The sequence below is a fragment of the Candidatus Thalassolituus haligoni genome (assembly GCF_041222825.1).
GTDB classification, from domain to species: Bacteria; Pseudomonadota; Gammaproteobacteria; order Pseudomonadales; family Oceanobacteraceae; genus Oceanobacter; species Oceanobacter antarcticus.
In genome coordinates this window covers 2,787,079-2,806,414 of the sequence record NZ_CP139482.1, presented here as the reverse complement: position 1 = coordinate 2,806,414, position 19,336 = coordinate 2,787,079, and the positions used below count along the sequence as shown (strand labels likewise).

Annotated in this window: 13 protein-coding genes; 5 read left to right on the top strand and 8 right to left on the bottom strand. The window is 51.8% G+C overall.

The window, feature by feature from the left end:
• Positions 1 to 103: 103 nt before the first annotated feature.
• From SOJ49_RS12475 to SOJ49_RS12465, 3 genes are all read right to left on the bottom strand, one after another.
• Positions 104 to 1,369: a dicarboxylate/amino acid:cation symporter gene (locus SOJ49_RS12475; RefSeq protein ID WP_369854830.1), complete on the bottom strand. Its 1,266-nt coding sequence runs from the start codon at positions 1,367 to 1,369 to the stop codon at positions 104 to 106.
• Positions 1,370 to 1,515: 146 nt separating this feature from the next.
• Positions 1,516 to 2,112 (bottom strand): lytic transglycosylase domain-containing protein, encoded by a 597-nt coding sequence (locus tag SOJ49_RS12470; protein ID WP_369854829.1) that lies wholly within the window; start codon positions 2,110 to 2,112, stop codon positions 1,516 to 1,518.
• Positions 2,106 to 3,836 carry a proline--tRNA ligase gene (locus SOJ49_RS12465; protein WP_369854828.1) on the bottom strand — a complete coding sequence of 577 codons (1,731 nt, stop codon included), beginning with the start codon at positions 3,834 to 3,836 and terminating at the stop codon, positions 2,106 to 2,108. The genes SOJ49_RS12470 and SOJ49_RS12465 overlap by 7 nt, the downstream gene beginning before the upstream one ends.
• A gap of 293 nt (positions 3,837 to 4,129) precedes the next feature.
• Here SOJ49_RS12465 and SOJ49_RS12460 point away from each other — a divergent pair, with 293 nt between their 5' ends.
• Positions 4,130 to 4,702, top strand: a complete 573-nt coding sequence (locus tag SOJ49_RS12460) for a DUF938 domain-containing protein (RefSeq protein ID WP_369854827.1) — start codon at positions 4,130 to 4,132, stop codon at positions 4,700 to 4,702.
• A 151-nt stretch (positions 4,703 to 4,853) separates the two neighbouring features.
• Here SOJ49_RS12460 and SOJ49_RS12455 read toward each other — a convergent pair whose 3' ends face one another.
• Together SOJ49_RS12455 and SOJ49_RS12450 are read right to left on the bottom strand one after the other, a co-directional pair.
• The gene (locus SOJ49_RS12455; RefSeq protein ID WP_369854826.1) at positions 4,854 to 5,210 is read right to left on the bottom strand and encodes a hypothetical protein; all 357 of its coding nucleotides are present in this window, start codon (positions 5,208 to 5,210) and stop codon (positions 4,854 to 4,856) included.
• Positions 5,211 to 5,333: 123 nt separating this feature from the next.
• Positions 5,334 to 7,931, bottom strand: a complete 2,598-nt coding sequence (locus SOJ49_RS12450) for a molybdopterin-dependent oxidoreductase (protein WP_369854825.1) — start codon at positions 7,929 to 7,931, stop codon at positions 5,334 to 5,336.
• A gap of 977 nt (positions 7,932 to 8,908) precedes the next feature.
• Here SOJ49_RS12450 and nirB point away from each other — a divergent pair.
• The 3 genes from nirB (at position 8,909) to SOJ49_RS12435 (ending at position 14,144) form a co-directional block, all read left to right on the top strand.
• Positions 8,909 to 11,470: a nitrite reductase large subunit NirB gene (gene nirB, locus SOJ49_RS12445; RefSeq protein WP_369854824.1), complete on the top strand. Its 2,562-nt coding sequence runs from the start codon at positions 8,909 to 8,911 to the stop codon at positions 11,468 to 11,470.
• An 11-nt stretch (positions 11,471 to 11,481) separates the two neighbouring features.
• Positions 11,482 to 11,808 (top strand): nitrite reductase small subunit NirD, encoded by a 327-nt coding sequence (gene nirD, locus SOJ49_RS12440; protein ID WP_369854823.1) that lies wholly within the window; start codon positions 11,482 to 11,484, stop codon positions 11,806 to 11,808.
• A gap of 608 nt (positions 11,809 to 12,416) precedes the next feature.
• Positions 12,417 to 14,144, top strand: a complete 1,728-nt coding sequence (locus SOJ49_RS12435) for a protein kinase (protein ID WP_369854822.1) — start codon at positions 12,417 to 12,419, stop codon at positions 14,142 to 14,144.
• A gap of 125 nt (positions 14,145 to 14,269) precedes the next feature.
• On the opposite strand, the gene SOJ49_RS12430 is transcribed toward SOJ49_RS12435, so the two are convergent.
• A complete protein-coding gene (locus SOJ49_RS12430; RefSeq protein ID WP_369854821.1) occupies positions 14,270 to 16,387 on the bottom strand; it encodes a carboxy terminal-processing peptidase in 2,118 nt (705 codons plus the stop codon).
• Positions 16,388 to 16,696: 309 nt separating this feature from the next.
• Between SOJ49_RS12430 and SOJ49_RS12425 the strand changes: the two genes are divergently transcribed.
• Complete coding sequence (locus SOJ49_RS12425) at positions 16,697 to 17,128, top strand: acyl-CoA thioesterase (protein WP_369854820.1); 432 nt, start codon at positions 16,697 to 16,699, stop codon at positions 17,126 to 17,128.
• Positions 17,129 to 17,151: 23 nt separating this feature from the next.
• Here SOJ49_RS12425 and SOJ49_RS12420 read toward each other — a convergent pair whose 3' ends face one another.
• Complete coding sequence (locus SOJ49_RS12420) at positions 17,152 to 18,069, bottom strand: LysR family transcriptional regulator (protein ID WP_369854819.1); 918 nt, start codon at positions 18,067 to 18,069, stop codon at positions 17,152 to 17,154.
• Between the two features lie 187 nt (positions 18,070 to 18,256).
• On the bottom strand, positions 18,257 to 19,159 hold the full coding sequence (locus SOJ49_RS12415; protein ID WP_369854818.1) for a DMT family transporter: 903 nt from the start codon (positions 19,157 to 19,159) through the stop codon (positions 18,257 to 18,259).
• Positions 19,160 to 19,336 lie beyond the last annotated feature (177 nt).

The window sequence follows — 19,336 nt, the reverse complement described above, 5'->3', positions numbered from 1 at the left end:
CATTCGGCCCCAAAACCTCCTACCAGATAGCATCCAATCTGGGGGCGTTCAATCTTGAGATGTTCGATCGGGCGGGATTACCTGTGTGCCCGGTCATGGCAGGTTATTGTCTGTTGGTGTTGGTATTTCCCAATGCCTGGTCTACCACGATGCTGGCGACAATATCACCTTCGACATTGACGGCAGTACGGATGGTATCGAGTATGCGGTCGATGGGTAGCAAGATGGCGATGGCTTCGGCTGGCAGTCCAACCGACTGTAGCACCATGACCATGGTGACCATGCCAGCACTGGGGATTCCTGGTGCGCCCATGGAGGCAATCATGGCGGTGAGCATGACGATGATTTGCTGGCCAACAGTCAGGTCAATACCGGCGAGATAGGCGATAAACAGTGCCGCCGAGGCTTCGTAGAGGGCGGTGCCATCCATGTTCATGGTAGCACCAATGGGGAGTACAAAACCGGCGACGTCTTTGCTGACGCCCAGTTGTTCTTCACTGCAGCGCAGGCTGACGGGTAGGGTGGCGGCGCTGGAGCTGGTGGCAAAGGCAGTGATTAGTGCTGGTCTGGCCCCTCGCCACAACCACAGTGGTGACTTGCGGGTAAAGATCCATAGCAGGCCCGGTAAAATGACGGCACCGTGGATCAGGGTAATGGCGAACACCAGGGTTATAAATTCGCCCATGGTGGCGAGCAGACGTAAATCCTGTGTAGCCATCAGTTTGGTGAGCAGGGCAAATACCCCTAGTGGTGCGAGTAACATGATCCATTCGATCATGCGCATCAGCAGTGCCAGTAATTCTTGCAGTACGATCAACACCTTCATTTTCTGTTCACCGGATTTGACCAGCGCAATACCCAATAACACGGCGAACACCACAACGGGCAGAATTTTGCCGTCTGCCAGGGCAGCAATCGGGTTCATAAACAGACTGTGCAGGAACTGGGCAAGAAACTCGCTGGCGCTTAATTGTTTTGCTTCAACGTTCTGCATGCTGTCGGCGAACATGGTTAGCTGCATACCACTGCCGGGTTTTATCCAGTCGGTGACGACCAGGGCCAGCACCATGGCGAACACCATCGACAATACAAAAAAACCGAGGGTATAGCGCCAGACACGGCTTCCCTGTTGGTGTGACTGCAGATTGGCAATGCCGACGACGATGGAGGTAAAAATCAGTGGAATCAGGATCATTTTAAGCAGGTCGATAAACAATCCGCCGAGCAGGCTGGCGACGTACAGTGTCCAGGTTTTAATCTCTGAATCTGCGTCCATGCCGTTGAGCCAGTAGCCCAGCAGCAGCCCGGCGATGGCACCTATCAGTATTTGTATGTTCAGGCTCGGCCACAGGAATGGTTGTTTACTCATGGGTTATCCTCTTGTGCCGGTGGTTGTTTTCGGTAGCTGTATTCGGTGGTATTCGGTGTTGTATCACGAGTCGTATCAAGGTTGGATCTTGTGACTGGATAGTGTCGCTGGTGATGGGACTGGTTTTTGTGATTGATGGCCTATGTTCAGTAGTTCACAAACCAGTATTTCTCCCAGGCGGACATGACTTTTTCAGGATACACCGTCCTGCCGAGACTGCCGTTGTAACGGGCGAGGGCGCGGATCCAGTTGCCATTTTCCTTGTCGAGGTAATGACGCAGTATGGTGCAGCCATAACGCAGGTTGGTCGGCGTATGCATCAGGTTGTCATCGCTGCGGCCGATCTCGTTTTTCCAGAACGGCATGATCTGCATATAGCCTCGGGCACCGACACGAGAAACGGCAAAACGGTCAAAGGCGCTTTCAACCTGGATCACGGCTAAGACCATTTCCGGTGAAATACCGGCGCGGCTGGCTTCGTGATGCACCAAACGCAGGAATTCCAGCCGCTCGCGCTGGTTTTTCAGTTTGATCCATTTCATGCCGTCGAGTCGGGATTGCATATCCATCAGCCAGACTTCGGCATCAAAGCGGTCGGGGAAGGACTCTGCAGTGGAAACGGCACCAAGTAACGCGACCCGCAATTCCGGATCGTGATTGGGCATGGCTTCCGCCATACCGGGGGCACAATGGCCACTCAGTATGACGGTCAGCAGCAGGGCAGGTGCCTTGCTGTTTAGCATGACACCTTGTGTTGCAGGAAAGTCATCAGTTCATCCAGGGCGATGTCTTGCTTGTCATCAGAGCTGCGCGCCTTGTATTCCACGGTTCCCGCTTCCAGACCTCGGTCTGACAGCACGATACGGTGTGGAAAGCCCATCAGCTCCATGTCGGCGAACTTTACTCCGGGGCTGGTTTTTTTGTCGCGATCATCAAGGTAGACGTCGTAGCCTGCTGCGGTCAGTTCGGCGTACAGTGTTTCAGTGGCTTGCTGTACGGCTTCTGAACGGTGGTAGTTCATCGGTACGATACCAATGTGGAAGGGTGCAATCGCATCGGGCCAGATAATGCCGTTTTCATCGTTGTTCTGTTCGATGGCGGCGGCGACCACTCGGCTGATACCAATGCCATAGCAACCCATGACCAGTGTGCTGTCTTTGCCGTTTTCATTCAGTACGGTGGCTTTCATGGCTTCGGAGTACTTGGTGCCGAGCTGGAATATATGGCCGACTTCTATGCCTCGTTTGATTTCCAGTGTGCCTGCGCCGCAAGGGCTTGGGTCGCCAGCAACCACGTTACGCAGATCGGCAAATTCCGGCAGCGGCAGGTCGCGCTCCCAGTTGATGCCGAAGTAGTGTTTGCCGTCTTCGTTGGCTCCGGCACCGAAGTCTGAACTGATACGCAGGGCGTGGTCGGCAATGATTCGCAGTGTCAGGCCGACCGGGCCGATCGAGCCTGGGCCGGCACCAACGATCGGGCGTATTTCTGCTTCGCTGGCAAATTCGAATGGAGAGGCAATGCCATCGATTTTTGCAGCTTTTAGCTCGTTCAGTTCATGGTCGCCACGTACCATCAGGGCGACCAGTTCGTAGTTGCCTTTGTCGTCGGACTCGCCGTGAACGATCAGGGTTTTGATGGTTTTTTCGATGGCAATGCCATGCTGCTCAACCAGCTCGGCAATGGTTTTGGCAGCCGGGGTGTCGACGATCTGCATGTCTGCCGTTGGGGCAGGGCGCTCGCCCGTAGGAGCCACGGCTTCTGCCAGTTCGACGTTGGCGGCGTAGTCGCTGTCGGTAGAGAAGGCGATATCGTCTTCGCCAGACTCGGCCAGCACGTGGAATTCGTGGGATTTGGCACCACCAATGGAGCCGGTATCGGCCCATACCGGACGGAAATCCAGGCCCAGACGCGTGAAGATGGCGGAGTAGGCGACGTGCATGTTCTGGTAGGTTTGTTCCAGGCTGGCTTCATTCAGGTGGAAGGAGTAGGCATCCTTCATGATAAATTCGCGCGCCCGCATAACGCCAAACCGTGGGCGGGTTTCGTCACGGAATTTGGTCTGAATCTGGTACAGGGTAACCGGTAGCTGTTTGTAGCTGCTCAGCTGGTTGCGAGCCAGGTCGGTAATGACTTCTTCGTGAGTCGGTCCAATGCAGAAATCGCGATTGTGGCGGTCTTTGACGCGCAGCAGTTCACCACCGTACTGAAACCAGCGGCCGGTTTCTTCCCACAGTTCGGCTGGCTGCACGGCGGGCATCAGCACTTCCTGGGCACCGGCTTTGTTCATTTCCTGGCGCACAATGGCTTCGACTTTGCGCAGGGTGCGTAACCCCAACGGCATCCAGGTGTATAAACCGGCGGCCAGTTTGCGAATCATGCCTGACCGCAGCATCAATTGATGGCTGACAACAACGGCATCGGCAGGGGTTTCTTTCTCTGTGGCGAGTAAAAATTCGGTTGCGCGCATGGGGCTAGTTCAAATCCGGTTTATTAATCGAAAAAATCGCCCCTGATTCTACTGGCTGGGCGGGCTGGCGGCAATTTGCCTGAGCCTGAGTTTGTGGAGAAAATGACGCGCAAGAAATATAGCGCTATTTCGAAGCGGCACTATTTCTGCTGACCTGTGGCTGTGACATACTCTGCCGCCAGCAAGACTGAGGATTGTCCCGTCGGACAACAGGAACCGCTATGAACCGGGTGAATATTCTGCCGGAATTTCAAATTGCACAGGATTCGGAGCTACCAGTTTCGGAGGCCTGCTTGCGCAATCAGCAACCTATCTGTGATGTCTTGACCCAGGAATTGCCGAAGCATTCTGTGGTACTCGAAATTGGTAGCGGCACCGGGCAGCACGCCGCCTTTATCAGTGAACGTATGCCGGATATTACCTGGCAACCCTCGGAGATGGCTGCCCGTATTGCGTCAATTAATGCCTGGCGTCTGCGGGCCGGGCGGGATAATTTTCTGCCGCCATTGGTGTTGGATGTCTCGCAGGATTTGTGGCCGGTCAAACAGGTGGATGCGGTGTTTTCTGCCAATGTGGTTCATTACGTCGGCTGGCCGAAAGTCCGTTCGATGATGTCGGGTATTGGTCGGGTATTACGCATTGCCGGTCTGGTGTTTCTGTATGGGCCGTTCAATTATGGTGGCAAGTTTACCAGTGATGGTAACAAAGCGCTGGATGCCTGGCTCAAGGCTGATATTGACCCGGAAGCGGGTATCAAGGATTTTGAGCAAATCGTACTGGCGGCGCGCAAGGAAAAGCTGCGGTTGATCAAGGATATTGCGATGCCTGCCAATAATCGCTTGCTGGTGTTAAAAAAATACATGTAATGCGATCGGTTCTGGCTGGGATGTTCATGCTGGATTCACCGATCTCATCTATAACTCCCAACCTCACCGCTTTAGCTATCGCGCTTTTTATCTATCTCTGTCTCGCTTGCTTTTTATAGCACAGCGTTTTTTATGACAGAATTGTCCTCCATCAGACCTTCGTTGTGGCAGATACGGCGCTGGTTGAAAACAGGCTTCTGCGGTTGCTACGCTGGAGATTTTGTTGTTGCGCTTGCTGTGCCTTTGCCCAGTGTCGCAGTGGACTGAAGTCTACGCTCAGGGTTTCGAAAAATATAATCTGTTTGTCGGTCAGCAGGCTAACCAGACGTATCAGGGCTTGATAAACCTGACTGGAACGGGATTCCAGTGCTTTTTCGATCAGCTCAATCAGTTCTTCTACCGTGCGATTAGCCCGTATTGAGTGGCCGTCTTGTAACTCGACCTGTAACTTCAGGATTTGAATCGCCGTCAGAACGGTGTCACTGAGCTTGAGTAGCTTGATATCCATCACGTCATCCTGATAGAGATGTTTGTCATAGTGTGAAGTAGATAACACTTTTATATTTCAAGTAATGGCGATTGTCCGAAAATAGGTCTTTCCAGACAATCTTTTGACACTTTTTTGGCTATTTTAAGCCAATTCTGTTTCTTGGCGGATAATGGTTTTTAACTCCGGTACGCAGCTACCACAGTTGGTGCCACACTTGAGTGTCTCACCCAGTGTGTCGACAGCGTCACAGCCATTACGAACGGCTGCGCGAATGGTGTTTTCGCCAATACCAAAACAAGAGCAGACCATGCGGCCGTGGTCGACAACGCCTTCCAGTGGTCGACCAGCCAGTAGGGCTTTACGTTCTGAGGTTGTCAGGCTGGTCTGGGCAAATTGTTCAATTAACCACTGACGAGTGCCTATGGCCTGGTCTTGATGAACAAACAGCACCAGCTCTAACTGCTGATCAACAATGGCCAGCAAGCGCATATGGTGTGTATCCGGGTCGAGCAGTGTCAGCCATTCGGCATCCGGCAGGATCTGTTGCGCCCATTGCTGCAGGCTGTCGAGCGGCTGATTGCCACTGATTTCGTAGCCGTGACAGCCATCATTCAGGCCATAAACCCAGTAGTCACACGGAATCGCTCCTAGGTCGCTGCGGCTGAGTATCATGCCTTGCCAAGTTGTCGGGAAAGGTTCTGCTTCAACTCCGGTGTATTTCAGTTCCGGCTGGCCGGAAAAAGGATCACAACTCTTGTCGATCAAGGCACCCATGCGTGCTGCGCTGGCATAGCGGCTGGTCCAGTGCATGGGGACAAAAATTTCTCCCGGCCGCTGGTTGGTGGTGATCTGCGTACGCAGCAGTATTTCACCACGGCCGTTACTCACGCGGGCAAGACTGCCATCGGCTAACAACAGGCGCTGAGCATCGTCTGGGTGAATGTCGACATAAGGCTCACGAATGTGTTGTGCCAGCCGGGCCGATTTGGCCGTACGAGTCATGGTATGCCAGTGATCCCGTACCCTGCCGGTATTCATGATCAGGCTGCCATCCTGACTGCGTGAAGCAGGCAGCTCCGGTTCAATAACAATAAACTGGGCTTTTTGGCTCGGGGTGTAAAAACGGTGGTCATCAAAAAAACGTTGGCGGCCCTGTGGGTACTGGCTGTTGACCGGCCACTGTACCGGTGCCATGGCATCGTATTGGTCGTGGTTGAGGCCGCTCAGGCCGGAGATATCCAGGTCGCGCTCGCCCTGGTTTTCAAATCCGGTCATGCGGCTGTATTCGTCAAAGATATCGGCCGGGTGCTGGTAGTCAAACGCTTCGCCAAAGCCCAGGCGCTGGGCGACCTGAGACAGTATCCACCAGTCCGGTTTGGCTTCTCCGGCGGGGCTTAAAAAACTGCGCTGGCGGGAGATACAGCGTTCTGAGTTGGTGACGGTGCCGTTTTTTTCTCCCCAGCTGGCCGCTGGTAATAACACATGGGCGGCTGCAGTGGTGTCGGTATTGGCCATACAGTCGGATACCACTACCAGTTCGCACTTCGCCAGTGCCGCTTTGACATCATCAGCGTCGGGCATGCTGACCAGCGGGTTGGTGGAGATGATCCAGAGGAATTTGATTTCACCACGTTTGATGGCATCAAACATGTCGATGGCCTTGAGTCCCGGACGAGTGACGACTCGGGGTGCATTCCAGAAACGACGAACCCGATCAACTTCACGGGCGGAGAAGTCCATATGAGCCGCCAGCTGATTGGCCAGGCCGCCGACTTCACGTCCACCCATCGCATTGGGTTGTCCGGTGACAGAGAACGGCGTTGCGCCGGGCTTGCCAATGCGTCCGGTAGCGAGGTGGGCATTGATAATGGCGTTGCCTTTGTCGACTCCGGTGCTGCTTTGGTTAATGCCTTGGGAAAAGACGCTGACGGTTTTATCTGTCGCAGTAAACCATTGAAAAAATGTCTGCAGGTCATCTTCGTCAACATCCAGTTGCTGGGCACACTCGTGCAGGGATTGAGGGGTGCTGGCGCGCGCTGCCTGCAGTGTTTGCTCAAATCCTTCCGAGTGGTTAGCGATAAAATCGTGATCGAGGGCATTGCTGTGATCGAGCCAGCAGAGCAGGGCATTAAACAAAAAGGCATCACTGCCAGGACGAATCGACAGCTGCAGATCGGCCAGGTCGGAGGTGGCGGTTCGGCGCGGGTCAATAACCACCACCTTCATGTCGGGCCGCGCCTGTTTTGCCGCCGCCATTCGTTGAAACAGGATCGGATGCGCCCACGCAGCATTACTGCCTATCAGAATTAACAAATCGGCTTCTTCAAGGTCTTCGTAGCAGCCGGGTACAGTGTCTGAACCAAAGGCCCGTTTGTGGGCGACAACGGCGGATGCCATACACAGGCGGGAATTGGTATCCAGGTTGCTACTGCCGATAAAGCCCTTCATCAGTTTGTTGGCAACGTAATAATCTTCCGTCAGAATCTGTCCGGCAGCATAGATCGCGACGGCTTCCGGCCCATATTCCTGAATGACTTGCTGCATCTTGTCGGCCACCAGATTGAGACTGCTCTCCCACGAACTGTGCTTGCCCAACACGGTTGGGTAGAGCAAACGGTCGACGTGATCGACGGTTTCGTGGAGAGAGGAACCCTTGACACAGAGACGGCCGAAGTTCGCAGGATGCTGCTGGTCGCCAGACACTGGCGCTAACCCTTGGCTATCCTGATTGACGGTCACGCCGCAACCAACTCCACAATATGGGCAGGTCGTTTGAGTGGTCCGGTTCTTTGTCTCTGTCTGGTTCATAAGGGGCTTTCCAAAACGCAAAAAAAAAGCGCCCACTGATATAAATCAGTGAGCGCCAATGCTCTGTTTTGCACAACACTAAAACAGCTGATGATACCCGCGTTGGTATCGGTAAAACACATCGCCGAGCCTGGGCATCGACAAATTCTGCTTAAAACCATACAAGAAAAGTGCCAAATAGCTGCACCGATGGGGATTTAGGGTTGGCTGGTTGCCTGAGTCGCCTCTGAAAATCGCGCCCGGATGCAAGCAAGAGAAGACTGGTATGACCTTTCAGGTTGTTGATCGGTCGCTGCGAAGTTGCTGTGTTAGTTCGCGTCTTGTAACGGAATCATCGGCAGCACCCTTGCCCTCAGGCATGCAGACCGGTGTGGCAGCGGCAGCGGTTGTATGTCTGGAAATTGACTGCAGCATCGGCGGCGATGTTCCGCTGGTACAACTATCCTGTGCATGGATGTCATTTGGGAGCGCCAGTTTGGTTAATTATTCATCGAAGCCGGAGGGTGTCATTACCTACTTCTGTTTTTATGCACGCTAATAGTGCTATTTAAAGAGGTTATGTTTTTTTGTGGTGCGATTATTCTGTATTTTAAGTGGTGGTCGTTTTGTTGGCCGCCACCGTCCGCCGGTGGCGATAAATATTCAATTATCCTTGGCTGATTCCTATATATGGGCTGAATCAGCGCGGATGTAGCGGCATTGTATGACTTGGGGCTATCACGCGGATAAGGTGGTTTTAACCTGTATCTAGCGTGTTTTGATGCCGCGCATTCGTCAATTATTTTAGTTGGCATTGTAATTGCTATAACCACGTCGATGCCTTCTCTTGCAATGGAGCAAGAGACGGGTCAGAGCAACGACGCACACAGGAGATAAACATCCGTATGACTAGATAGAGAGATTCCTTCATGAGCAAGAAACGCGTCGTCGTTGTTGGCAACGGCATGGTTGGCCACAATTTCATCAATACACTGGCCACCTCAGAACACTCCTCCGAATTTGATATTATTACCTTCTCAGAAGAACCTCGTCTGGCTTATGACCGGGTGCAGCTGAGCAAGTATTTCTCCGGCTCTACCGCTGAAGACCTCGCATTAACAACCGAATCTGAATACCAGTCTCAGGGTGTTATTTACACACTGAACGACAAGGTTGTAGACATTAATGCCCACGAAAAAACCATTACCACTGCGAGTGGCCGCAAAGAAGGCTATGACAAGCTGGTATTGGCAACGGGTTCTTATCCTTTTGTTCCTCCCATTCCCGGTAAAGACCAGCAACACTGTCTGGTTTACCGCACCATTGAAGACCTTGAAGCGATTTCTACGGCTGCCAAAGTCAGTAAGACAGGCGTTGTTGTGGGTGGTGGTTTGCTGGGTCTGGAAGCCGCCAATGCCTTGAAGGCTGCTGGTCTGGAAACTCATGTGGTGGAATTTGCGCCACGGCTGATGGCTGTGCAGCTGGACGAAGGCGGCGGCAAGCTGCTGCGTCGCAAGATTGAAAGCCTGGGTGTTCAGGTGCATACCGAAAAGAACACCAAAGAGATTGTCGCCGGTGAAGAATGCCGTTACCGCATGAACTTTGTCGACGGTTCCTTCCTGGAAACCGACATGATCCTGTTTTCTGCCGGTATTCGTCCACAAGACGAGCTGGCGCGTCAATTCAGCCTGGAAATTGGCGAACGTGGCGGCATCGTGATCAATGATTACTGCCAGACTTCAAATGAAGATATTTATGCCATCGGTGAATGTGCCCTGTGGGATAACAAAATCTACGGTCTGGTAGCGCCTGGCTACAATATGGCCAAAGTAACTGTTGGCCATATTGTTAGCAGTCTGATTACCCACGAGCCCGCGAAAACGGCTTTTCAGGGTGCGGATATGAGCACCAAGTTGAAATTACTGGGTGTTGAAGTAGCCTCTATCGGTGATGCCCATGGTCGTACCGCCGGCTCCCACAGTTATATATTCAATGATGATGTTGCTGAAGTTTACAAGCGTCTGATTGTTTCTGCTGACGGCAAAAAACTGCTGGGTGCAGTGCTGGTAGGAGATTCTGAAGCCTACGGTACTTTGTTGCAGCTGATGCTCAACGATATGGATATTCCTGGCAACCCGGCGGCGCTGATCTTGCCGTCGATGGATGGTCAGGAGCCAGTTGGGCTGGGTGTGTCATCGTTGCCGGAAACCGCCCAAATTTGTTCCTGTTTTGATGTCACCAAGGGCGACATCAGTGCAGCCGTGCAGGGTGGTTGCTGCACCATGGGGGACATCAAGTCCACAACCCTGGCGTCAACCGGTTGCGGCGGTTGTGCTGCCCTGGTTAAACAGGTCATGGATGCGGAACTGGAAGCGTTGGGTGTTGAGGTTAATACCGATATTTGTGAGCACTTCGCTTATACCCGTGCCGAGCTGGCTGACATCGTCCGGGTACAGGAATACACCACGTTTAAACAGGTGCTTGAAGGCCACGGCAAGGGCCATGGTTGTGAAATCTGCAAACCTGCGCTGGCGTCGATTCTGGCGTCTTTCAATAACGAATATATTCTGAAAGATGAGCACATCGGTCTGCAGGATACCAACGATATATTCTTGGGTAACATGCAGAAAGACGGTACTTATTCCATTGTACCGCGTGTTGCTGGTGGTGAAATTACCCCTGAAAAACTGATTGTGCTGGGCGAGATCGGCCGCGACTACGACTTGTACACCAAGATTACTGGTGGTCAGCGGATCGATCTGTTTGGTGCGCAGTTGCATCAGTTGCCAGAAATCTGGAAAAAGCTGGTGGCTGCCGGTTTCGAAACCGGACACGCCTATGGCAAGTCGCTGCGTACCGTGAAGTCTTGTGTTGGCTCCACCTGGTGTCGTTACGGCGTGCTGGACTCGGTTTCCATGGCGATTGCTTTGGAGGATCGTTACAAGGGTTTGCGTTCACCACACAAGATCAAGTTCGGTGTGTCGGGTTGTACCCGTGAATGTGCAGAAGCCCAGTCCAAGGATATCGGTGTTATTGCCACAGAGAAGGGCTGGAATCTGTACGTTTGTGGTAACGGTGGTATGCGTCCTCGTCATGCGGATCTGTTTGCTACTGAGTTGGATGATGAAACCTTGATTCGTTATATCGACCGTGTGCTGATGTTTTATGTCCGTACCGCAGATCGTCTGCAGCGGACATCGGTATGGATGGAAAACCTTGACGGTGGTCTGGATTATTTGAAAGACGTTGTTATCAACGACAAGCTGTCCATTGGTGAAGAACTGGAAAACGGTATGACCAAGGTTGTGGGTACTTACCAGTGCGAGTGGAAGACGACGATCGAAAGCCCTGAGAAAATGAAGCGTTTCCAGCATTACATCAACGCGGATGCCGCAGACGATAACCTGCTCTATGTACGTGAGCGTGGTCAGCGTCGTCCGGCAACTGACGTTGAGCGTATTGAACTTGTTGATTTGAACTCTGGCAAATAAGGAAAAACATCATGACTCAGTGGACTCAAGTATGTGCGTTGACCGATATCGCTCCAGATACCGGTGTATGTGCCTTGCATAATGGCGAACAGGTTGCCCTGTTTCGCCTGGGAAGTAGTGATCAGGTATTTGCTATCGGCAACTACGATCCAATCGGCAAGGCGAATGTTCTGTCGCGTGGTATTGTTGGCTCTATCGGTGATCGCTATGTAGTGGCTTCGCCGCTGTATAAGCAGCATTTTGATCTGGCGACCGGCGAATGCCTGGAAGATACCGAAGCAGCGGTAAAAGCCTATCGTGCCCGCGTTGAAGCCGGGCTGGTTGAACTTGCCAGCTGATTTTTCAAGTATCGTTGTTTGATTTAAGGGAGCAAGGATGCTCTTGAACTGTTTTATCGTTTAAAGCCATTTTTTGAATTTCGCACTGAAATTTAAACGGCGGCTATGTTTTGGGCTACCCGGCTTCCCCCTCAGTTTTCCTTCATCGGTCTGTGGCCCGGGTGGTTCCTTTTTCTGCTTGTGCTGTATTCCTGTTGTTTTTGTAATCCAAACTGATAGTCTTATCACCCTGAGTCAGGTAGCTCATTGGCCTTGTTTCTGAATGACTTTTCATCAGAACGGACAAGTTTCCATGCTCGGCGGCTGACTGTCTTTTGGCGTTGCAAGCACTGCGAAAATAATCTGAAAATGGGTGTTTGTTAACCTGTCATTCCATTTTTCAGGCATTTCCATGTGTTCAACCTCGGCTGCGTCGTGTCAAAAACCATGAGTTTCCCTATTTACAGGCCCCTGCACCAGGCAGCCGCAAATTATTTATTAACGCCTTATTTGTCGCCCGAATAGGTGAATCAGCCTTTTTTGCGGTAGCAAGGAGGATTATTGTCCATGTATGCTTTGCGCACACTCGGATGGTGTAACGATCAGCGATCAGACAAAGATACTTAATAATGACAATAGCTCTAGATGTTCAGTTCGGAGGTTTTTCCGCTTCAGGTGGAAGAGACGATAATCAGGATGCGTTTGCGGTATTTCAGCCAGACTCTGGCGTGATTCGCTTCAAGGGTGTCGGTGCCTGTATTGCCGACGGTGCCAGCAGTACCACAAATGCCCAACAGGCCAGCTCCACCAGTGTTACGCATTTTCTTCACGATTATTACAGTACCCCCGATAGCTGGGATGTGAAGCGCTCTGCCAGCAAGGTGTTAACTTCGCTTAACAGTTGGCTATATCACCATGGCAAGCAGGCTTCTTCTAATAATAATGGTCTGGTGACGACCTTTAGTTGCGTTCTGGTTCACGGTAGTACGGCACATTTTTTTCACGTTGGCGATAGCCGGGTGTATCTGTGGAGTGGCAACAGCCTGGAGCAAATAACCCGTGATCATGTGCATGAAGGTGGTGGTAATACCTATCTTTCACGCTCACTGGGGATGGACAGCCATATTGAGGTCGACTATTTCCAGCGTGATGTTCATCAGGGGGATGTCTTTCTGCTGACGACGGATGGGGTTCATTCCTTTGTGTCACGCAAGGCGATGGTGGATGCCTTGAATGGAATACGGCCAGAGAGTAGCCAGGCTGATGTTGAAGCGGTGTGCTCGGCGCTGGTCAGCCAGGCGATTGATGCGGGCAGTGACGGTAACGGAACCAGTGTGATCTTGCGAGTTCGTCAGTTGCCAGATGAAAGTTTGCAGGAGTCTGGCCCGCAGGTTTCTGAACGCCATATTCCGGCCGTATTGTCTGCTGGTGAGAGTATCGATCATTACCAGATCAATCACATTATTGAGTCCAGTGTTTCCAGTATTACCTACCAGGTTGTTAACAAGCGTAATGGTCGTCTCTATGTGCTGAAAGCCCCGGCGATGGGAATACAGGAAAATAGCGACTACCTGGAATGTTTTGCTCGCGAGCAGTGGGTTGCTGAACGTATTAATCATCGTAATGTGATTCGTGCACTGCCTCAGGAAGAATCACGTTACAACTATCATATCTTTGAGTGGGTTGATGGTGTTTCACTGCGTCAATGGATGTTCGATAACCCCGGTGCGGAAATCAACCAGGTGCGCTTGATTGTTGAGCAAATTATTCATGGATTACGTGCCTTGCAGCGCACCGGTTTGATTTATCGTAACCTGACTCCAGACAATGTGCTGGTGGGTCAGGATGGCGGAGTCAAGTTGGTTGATTTGGGCGCTATTATCAGTCGTGAGATTCCGGCGCTGAAAAATTGGCCGGTTTATGATTCGGTTATTTATCAGGCACCAGAGATTTTGCTGGAACAGGAATACAGTGCCCAGAGCGATCTGTTTGCACTGGGAGTCATTATTTATGAAATGCTGGCAGGGCAAACGCCTTTCCGGCTTGATCGAGTGAAGGAGCGCGGTGCTCGTTCTTCGTCAGAGTGGCGTTATCAGAGTATTCGGGTTCATCGTCCTGATATTCCTCTGTGGTTGGATCTGGTGCTGAAGAGGGCCACATCAGCGCATACCAACGAGCGCTACCAGGCGTTTTCGGAGCTGCGTGAAGACCTGTATCGACCGAATGAGCAATTGGTCGGAATGCATTTGCGTCGCTCATTGCTGACCCGTGATCCGGTGTGTTTCTGGCGTTATGCCACCTTGATTTTTGCAGGGGTTGCGGTAGCAGAAGCGGTGGCACTGCTGGCTAGTCAGTAGCGTCCAGAGGCATCCAGACTGCTTGGCTCAGGTGGCAAAGTAAAAAAAGCCCGATACCGTGAGGATATCGGGCTTTTTTGTGAAATGCTCAACGAAGCACTCTTGGTCTGTTCGTCAGTGGCGAACTAACGTGCTGCCTGGCGCTGCAGATTGAGTTCCGTAAAGTCGAGCAGGATATGGCCTGATTCAGTGAGCAGGGCATCATCCTCTTCTTTTTTGATCCCTTCGGGGTCGTCAGTTTCCGGTTTTGCGGCCTGAGGGTTGCTTTCATCTTCCAGTTTGGTGAGCAGGGCCATCCCTTTGGCCTTACGGCGTTTATTTTCCAGGTCGAGACGTTTCTGATCATTTTCCTGGCGTTCAGACTCGCGAGTTTTTTCGTTCAGGGAGACTTCGGTCTGTTTGCGCATCTCTTCAATCAGTGTCTTTTGCTCGCGCAGAAAAATAAAGTCAGGATCGGTCTGAACGCGCTGTTGGTGTTTTTGCCGCAATGCTACGACACTGTTGCGAATTTGTTCGTCAGCAGCGTATTTGGCGGGGCGGATTTCATCCCATGGCAGGGCTTCTTCCAGAGCACTTTCACCAATTTTGTCGGTATCGAATAACGAAGGAAACAGTACGTCAGGAATAACCCCCTGATGTTGTGTGCTTTGGCCAGACACGCGATAGAATTTTGCCTGGGTGATTTTGAGCTGGCCGTGGCGCAGGGGACGTAGTGACTGGACAGTACCTTTACCAAAGGTTTGGCCACCGACCACAATGCCGCGACCGTAATCCTGAATGGCACCGGCAAAAATTTCGGAGGCTGATGCACTGAGACGGTTGACCAGCACGACCAGCGAACCATCATAAAGTACGGTTGGATCTTCGTCCGGTAGCACTTCGACATTGCCACGAGTGCTGCGTACCTGAACGACCGGGCCTTGGGGAATAAACAGGCCGGTCAGGCTGATCGATTCTTCCAGTGAGCCACCGCCATTATTGCGCAAGTCGATAATCAAGCCTTCGATACCCTCCAGGCGCAACTCTTTGATCAGGCGAGCGACATCGCGGGTTGTGCTCTTGTAGTCAGGACGATTTTCCATCCGTCCCTGAAAATCAATGTAGAAAGTGGGAATATCAATGACACCGATACGATGATCCTTACCGTCGTCGCCCTTGATAATAAGCAGCTCTTTTTGTGCCGACTGCTCTTCCAGTTTGACTTCGTCACGGACAATGGCAATCACCTTGGTATCGTTGCCGACGCTGTCGGACGGGATGACTTCAAGGCGCACAGTGGTTCCCTTGGGCCCACGGATCAGATCAACCACTTCATCCAGACGCCAACCAATGACGTCGGTGATGCTACCATCCATATTTTGGCCAACCCCGACAATTTTGTCGGCAGGATGCAAGTTTTTGGCTTTGTCAGCGGGGCCGGCTGGCACCAGTCGCACAACCTTGGTGTATTCATCTTCGCCTTGTAATACAGCACCAATTCCCTGTAACGACAGGCTCATATTGATGTTGAAATTCTCGGTGTTACGGGGAGAAAAATACTGGGTATGGGGATCAAACGCCCGTGTTACCGCATTCATCACTGCCTGGTAGGCATCTTCCGGTTTGTTTTGATGAATCCGGTTGAGCTGGTTTTGATAGCGTTTTTGCAACAGCTCAATGGCTGCCTTGTGATCCTTGCCGCTCATGGTGAGATTCAGAATCGAATTTTTCAAGCGCTTGCGCCACAGGTCATCCAGCTCAATGGTTGATGTTGCCCAAGGTGCGTTTTCGCGATCAAGATTCAGTCGTTCATCATTGTCAAAGTGGTATTCTGCTGCCCGTTCTGACAGTTCAGAGAGCATGAAGGTCAGGCGTTCATTGACCCGCTGTTGTAACCGGTTGTAGATAAAGAAAGGAATTGTCAGGTCTCCGCGCATCAGTACGTCGTCAAACTGTTTGCGATATTTTTCGAATGACTGCACATCACCGGCGAGCAGATAACTGCGCGTGCCGTCGAGATCTTCCAAATAGAGGTCAAATATCTTGCTCGACAAACGGTCGTCAAGCCGCTGAAGCTCATAGTGACCGCGCAGCAAATTATTGAGTATTTGCTGGGTGGTAACGGCCTGTTCTCTGGTCGGTTTCAACGGCGTAAAGGGCGTTCCGGGACTGACGTCCTGAATAGCGGCGATAGCAGCTGTTGAAGTAAAGATTACTGTCAGTAACAGCAATGACGAAAGCGCTTTTGATAGTCTCAAATACATAGTTACAGCCAGACGTCTACTCGTTGTTTTCAAATTTGTACAACCACAGGGGCATGGGTATGCTTGATCGCCGCCATTTGGCCGCTACTGTAAGGCACCATAATGCAGGCCGATGCGGATGCCAAGCTGTCAATTATAGACTGCCTTGCTAACCGCTTGGCACATAACGGAAGCCTGAGGAAGGTTTTGATGCCAAAGAATAAAAATAATTCCTTGTCTGTGGCCATTGATACTGGAAAGACGGGCTTGTGAGTGACTTCGCTGCAGTCTGTAGCGGGACATTTTCGAACACTACGATCAGGAGGCAGTATGGCCAGAGTAACGCTTGAATTACCGCAGACGTTTGAGTTTTCGGTGGATCTCGATGTGCGGATATCGGAAATCAATTACGGTAATCACCTGGGCAATGACCGTATGGTGACGCTATTGCACGAGGCGCGTTTGCGTTATTTACGCCAGTTTGATTTTGCCGAACTCAATATTGAGGGCTTTGGTATTATGGTGACGGATCTGGTAGTCAGTTTTCGGGCAGAATCCTTTGTTGGTGATGTACTGACGTTTGAAGTCGGGGTGACGGATTTCAACAAGTATGGCTGTGATTTTATCTATCGCGTCAGCAATCAGGCGCAAGGGAAATTAGTGGCTGAAGCAAAGACTGGCATCGTGTTTTTTGACTATGAGGAACGCAAGCTGGCTCGGGTACCGGCGGTCTTTATTGAGCGTTGTTCCGCCGCAGGATAGCGTCAGCAAGAAAAAACGAGTCCTCAGGACTCGTCACTGCTGATACCGAGGTCGTCAAAGTATTCGGTGATAAAATCGAGAAAGGCACGACTTTTGGTCGCCAGGTAGCGGTTTTGCGGAAAAACGACCTTGATCGTCCTGACCGGAATTTCGACGTCACTGAACAAGCGTACGAGTTCACCATTCTGCAAGTGATGGTCGGCAATATACGTGGGTATTGCGGTAATCCCCATACCCGCCAGGCAGGCTTCGTACACCATATCGATATCGTTGACCGACAGCTTGCGTTCGACGCTGGACAAGGTGAAGCCATGATCCTTTTCGAACTGGCGCAACCAGTTGATTCGAGCAAATTCGGCATTGGTGACCATCAGGATACGGTGACGGTTGAGATCTTCCAGCGAGGTGGGTGTGCCCCAGACCTTGAGGTACTTTGGGGAAGCACAAACCACGATGTTCTGGCGTGCAACTGGCTTGGCGATCAGGCGGGAATCTTCCAGTGTGCCGATACGCAAGGCAAAGTCGTAGCCTTCTTTAACGATATCCAGCGGTCGGTCGGAGATATGCAGATCGAAACTGATATCCGGGTATTTTTCTGAAAAATCATTAAACATCCGGGCAAGTTCGCGGCGGCCAAAATTGGACATTGCGGTGATTCGCAAACGTCCGCGTGGCGTCACATCAAAATCGGTGACCAGTTTTTCGGCTTCAGAGATGGACTCCAGAATGTTCTCACAATGCTGATAGAACATCTGTCCCGCTTCGGTTGGGCTAACGGAGCGGGTGGTGCGATTCAGTAGTCGCACCCCCAGTCGTTCTTCCAGGCCACTGATTTGCTTGCTGACGGCTGACGGTGTGACGCCAAGCGAGTCGGCGGCAGAGGTAAAATTGCGAGCGCGAACAACAGAAACAAATGTTTGCAGAGTGTCTATTCGGGACATGGATACGATTCTTGCCGAAAACCAGATTAGTGCCGCAGTATAGTTAATCCTGAGGAAATAATCAGCTTGCTTCCGGTGTCTTTTGTGTCGAATTGACACTCATTCGACACCTGCCAGGCAGTTTGTCAGCGAATCAGTGCATTCTGGCGGCCATTAACATCCTGTTGGCTGATTATCGCAGGGTCGTTTACAGGCCATTATCCTGCGGCGTTACGCCGTCGCTGGCATTGGGAGTGCTACGGCGACGGGGTTGCCAGAGATTGACCACCCCGGCGAGGATAATCAAGGTTGCGCCTGCTGCGGTTGTCCAGCCGGGAATTTCATCCCAGAACCACCAACCCATCAAGGCCCCATAAATAACGGCGCTGTAAACATAGACGCCGACCTTACCCGTCGGTGCTGTGCGGTAAGCCTTGGTTAATGCCAGCTGACCCGTCGTGGCGACGACGCCCATAGCTGCGAGCCATAACCAGGCATCGGTGGGAACCGGGTGCCAATTCAGCAGTGCGGCTGGCAGGGATACCAGACTGGCGATCAGGCCAAAATAGAAAACGATCCGTTGGCTGGATTCCGTCACCGACATTCGGCGGATGGTGACTTTGGCCAGCGCTGCCAGCGCGGCCCCCAACAGACCGATCAGTGCCGCAAAGGTAAAGGCACTGTCGGCACCCGGCCGCAAGATAACAGCAACGCCGGAAAATCCGATCAGCAGTGCCAGCCAGCTAAATTTGCCCGCAGGTTCTTTTAACCACCACCAGGCCAGTAACGGCATGAAAAAGGGGCTCGACAGTTTGACAAGAAAGGCTTCTGTCAGGGGCATATTGCCCAGTGCCCAGAAATAACAGTACATCGCAGCAACACCGACAAGGCCGCGCATCAGGTGCCAGTGCCAGACTTGAGTCTTCAGACTGCCAATGCCGGTATTGAGAATCAGTGGTGCCAGCACAATCAGCCCAAGCAGATTGCGGAAAAACACCACTTGCTCGGTGGAAAGGTCTTCTGACAGGTGTTTGATTAACGCGCCCATAATGGCCAGCAGGGCTTCTCCAACGAGCAAATACAGTGCTCCGATACGCAGTTCGCGACTCACGGTGGTGAAATTCCTTTAAATTACTTGAAATGACTCAATATTGGACGTGGAGTGCAGGAGTATCGTTTATTTGCACCGACCGCGATTGTTGCTATGTGGGCAGTATACGGTTCGGCGATGAATATTGCTCAGGATCAACAAAGTAACTATTAGATTTTCTTGGTTTTATCCTTTACT

Bases quoted from the DNA above. Each gene is read 5' to 3' on its own strand.
- SOJ49_RS12475 (WP_369854830.1), bottom strand. From the start codon at position 1,369: ATGAGTAAACAACCATTCCTGTGGCCGAGCCTGAACATACAAATACTG.
- SOJ49_RS12435 (WP_369854822.1), top strand. From the start codon at position 12,417: ATGACAATAGCTCTAGATGTTCAGTTCGGAGGTTTTTCCGCTTCAGGT.
- SOJ49_RS12470 (WP_369854829.1), bottom strand. From the start codon at position 2,112: ATGCTAAACAGCAAGGCACCTGCCCTGCTGCTGACCGTCATACTGAGT.
- nirB (WP_369854824.1), top strand. From the start codon at position 8,909: ATGAGCAAGAAACGCGTCGTCGTTGTTGGCAACGGCATGGTTGGCCAC.
- SOJ49_RS12425 (WP_369854820.1), top strand. From the start codon at position 16,697: ATGGCCAGAGTAACGCTTGAATTACCGCAGACGTTTGAGTTTTCGGTG.
- SOJ49_RS12420 (WP_369854819.1), bottom strand. From the start codon at position 18,069: ATGTCCCGAATAGACACTCTGCAAACATTTGTTTCTGTTGTTCGCGCT.
- nirD (WP_369854823.1), top strand. From the start codon at position 11,482: ATGACTCAGTGGACTCAAGTATGTGCGTTGACCGATATCGCTCCAGAT.
- SOJ49_RS12455 (WP_369854826.1), bottom strand. From the start codon at position 5,210: ATGGATATCAAGCTACTCAAGCTCAGTGACACCGTTCTGACGGCGATT.
- SOJ49_RS12430 (WP_369854821.1), bottom strand. From the start codon at position 16,387: ATGTATTTGAGACTATCAAAAGCGCTTTCGTCATTGCTGTTACTGACA.
- SOJ49_RS12465 (WP_369854828.1), bottom strand. From the start codon at position 3,836: ATGCGCGCAACCGAATTTTTACTCGCCACAGAGAAAGAAACCCCTGCC.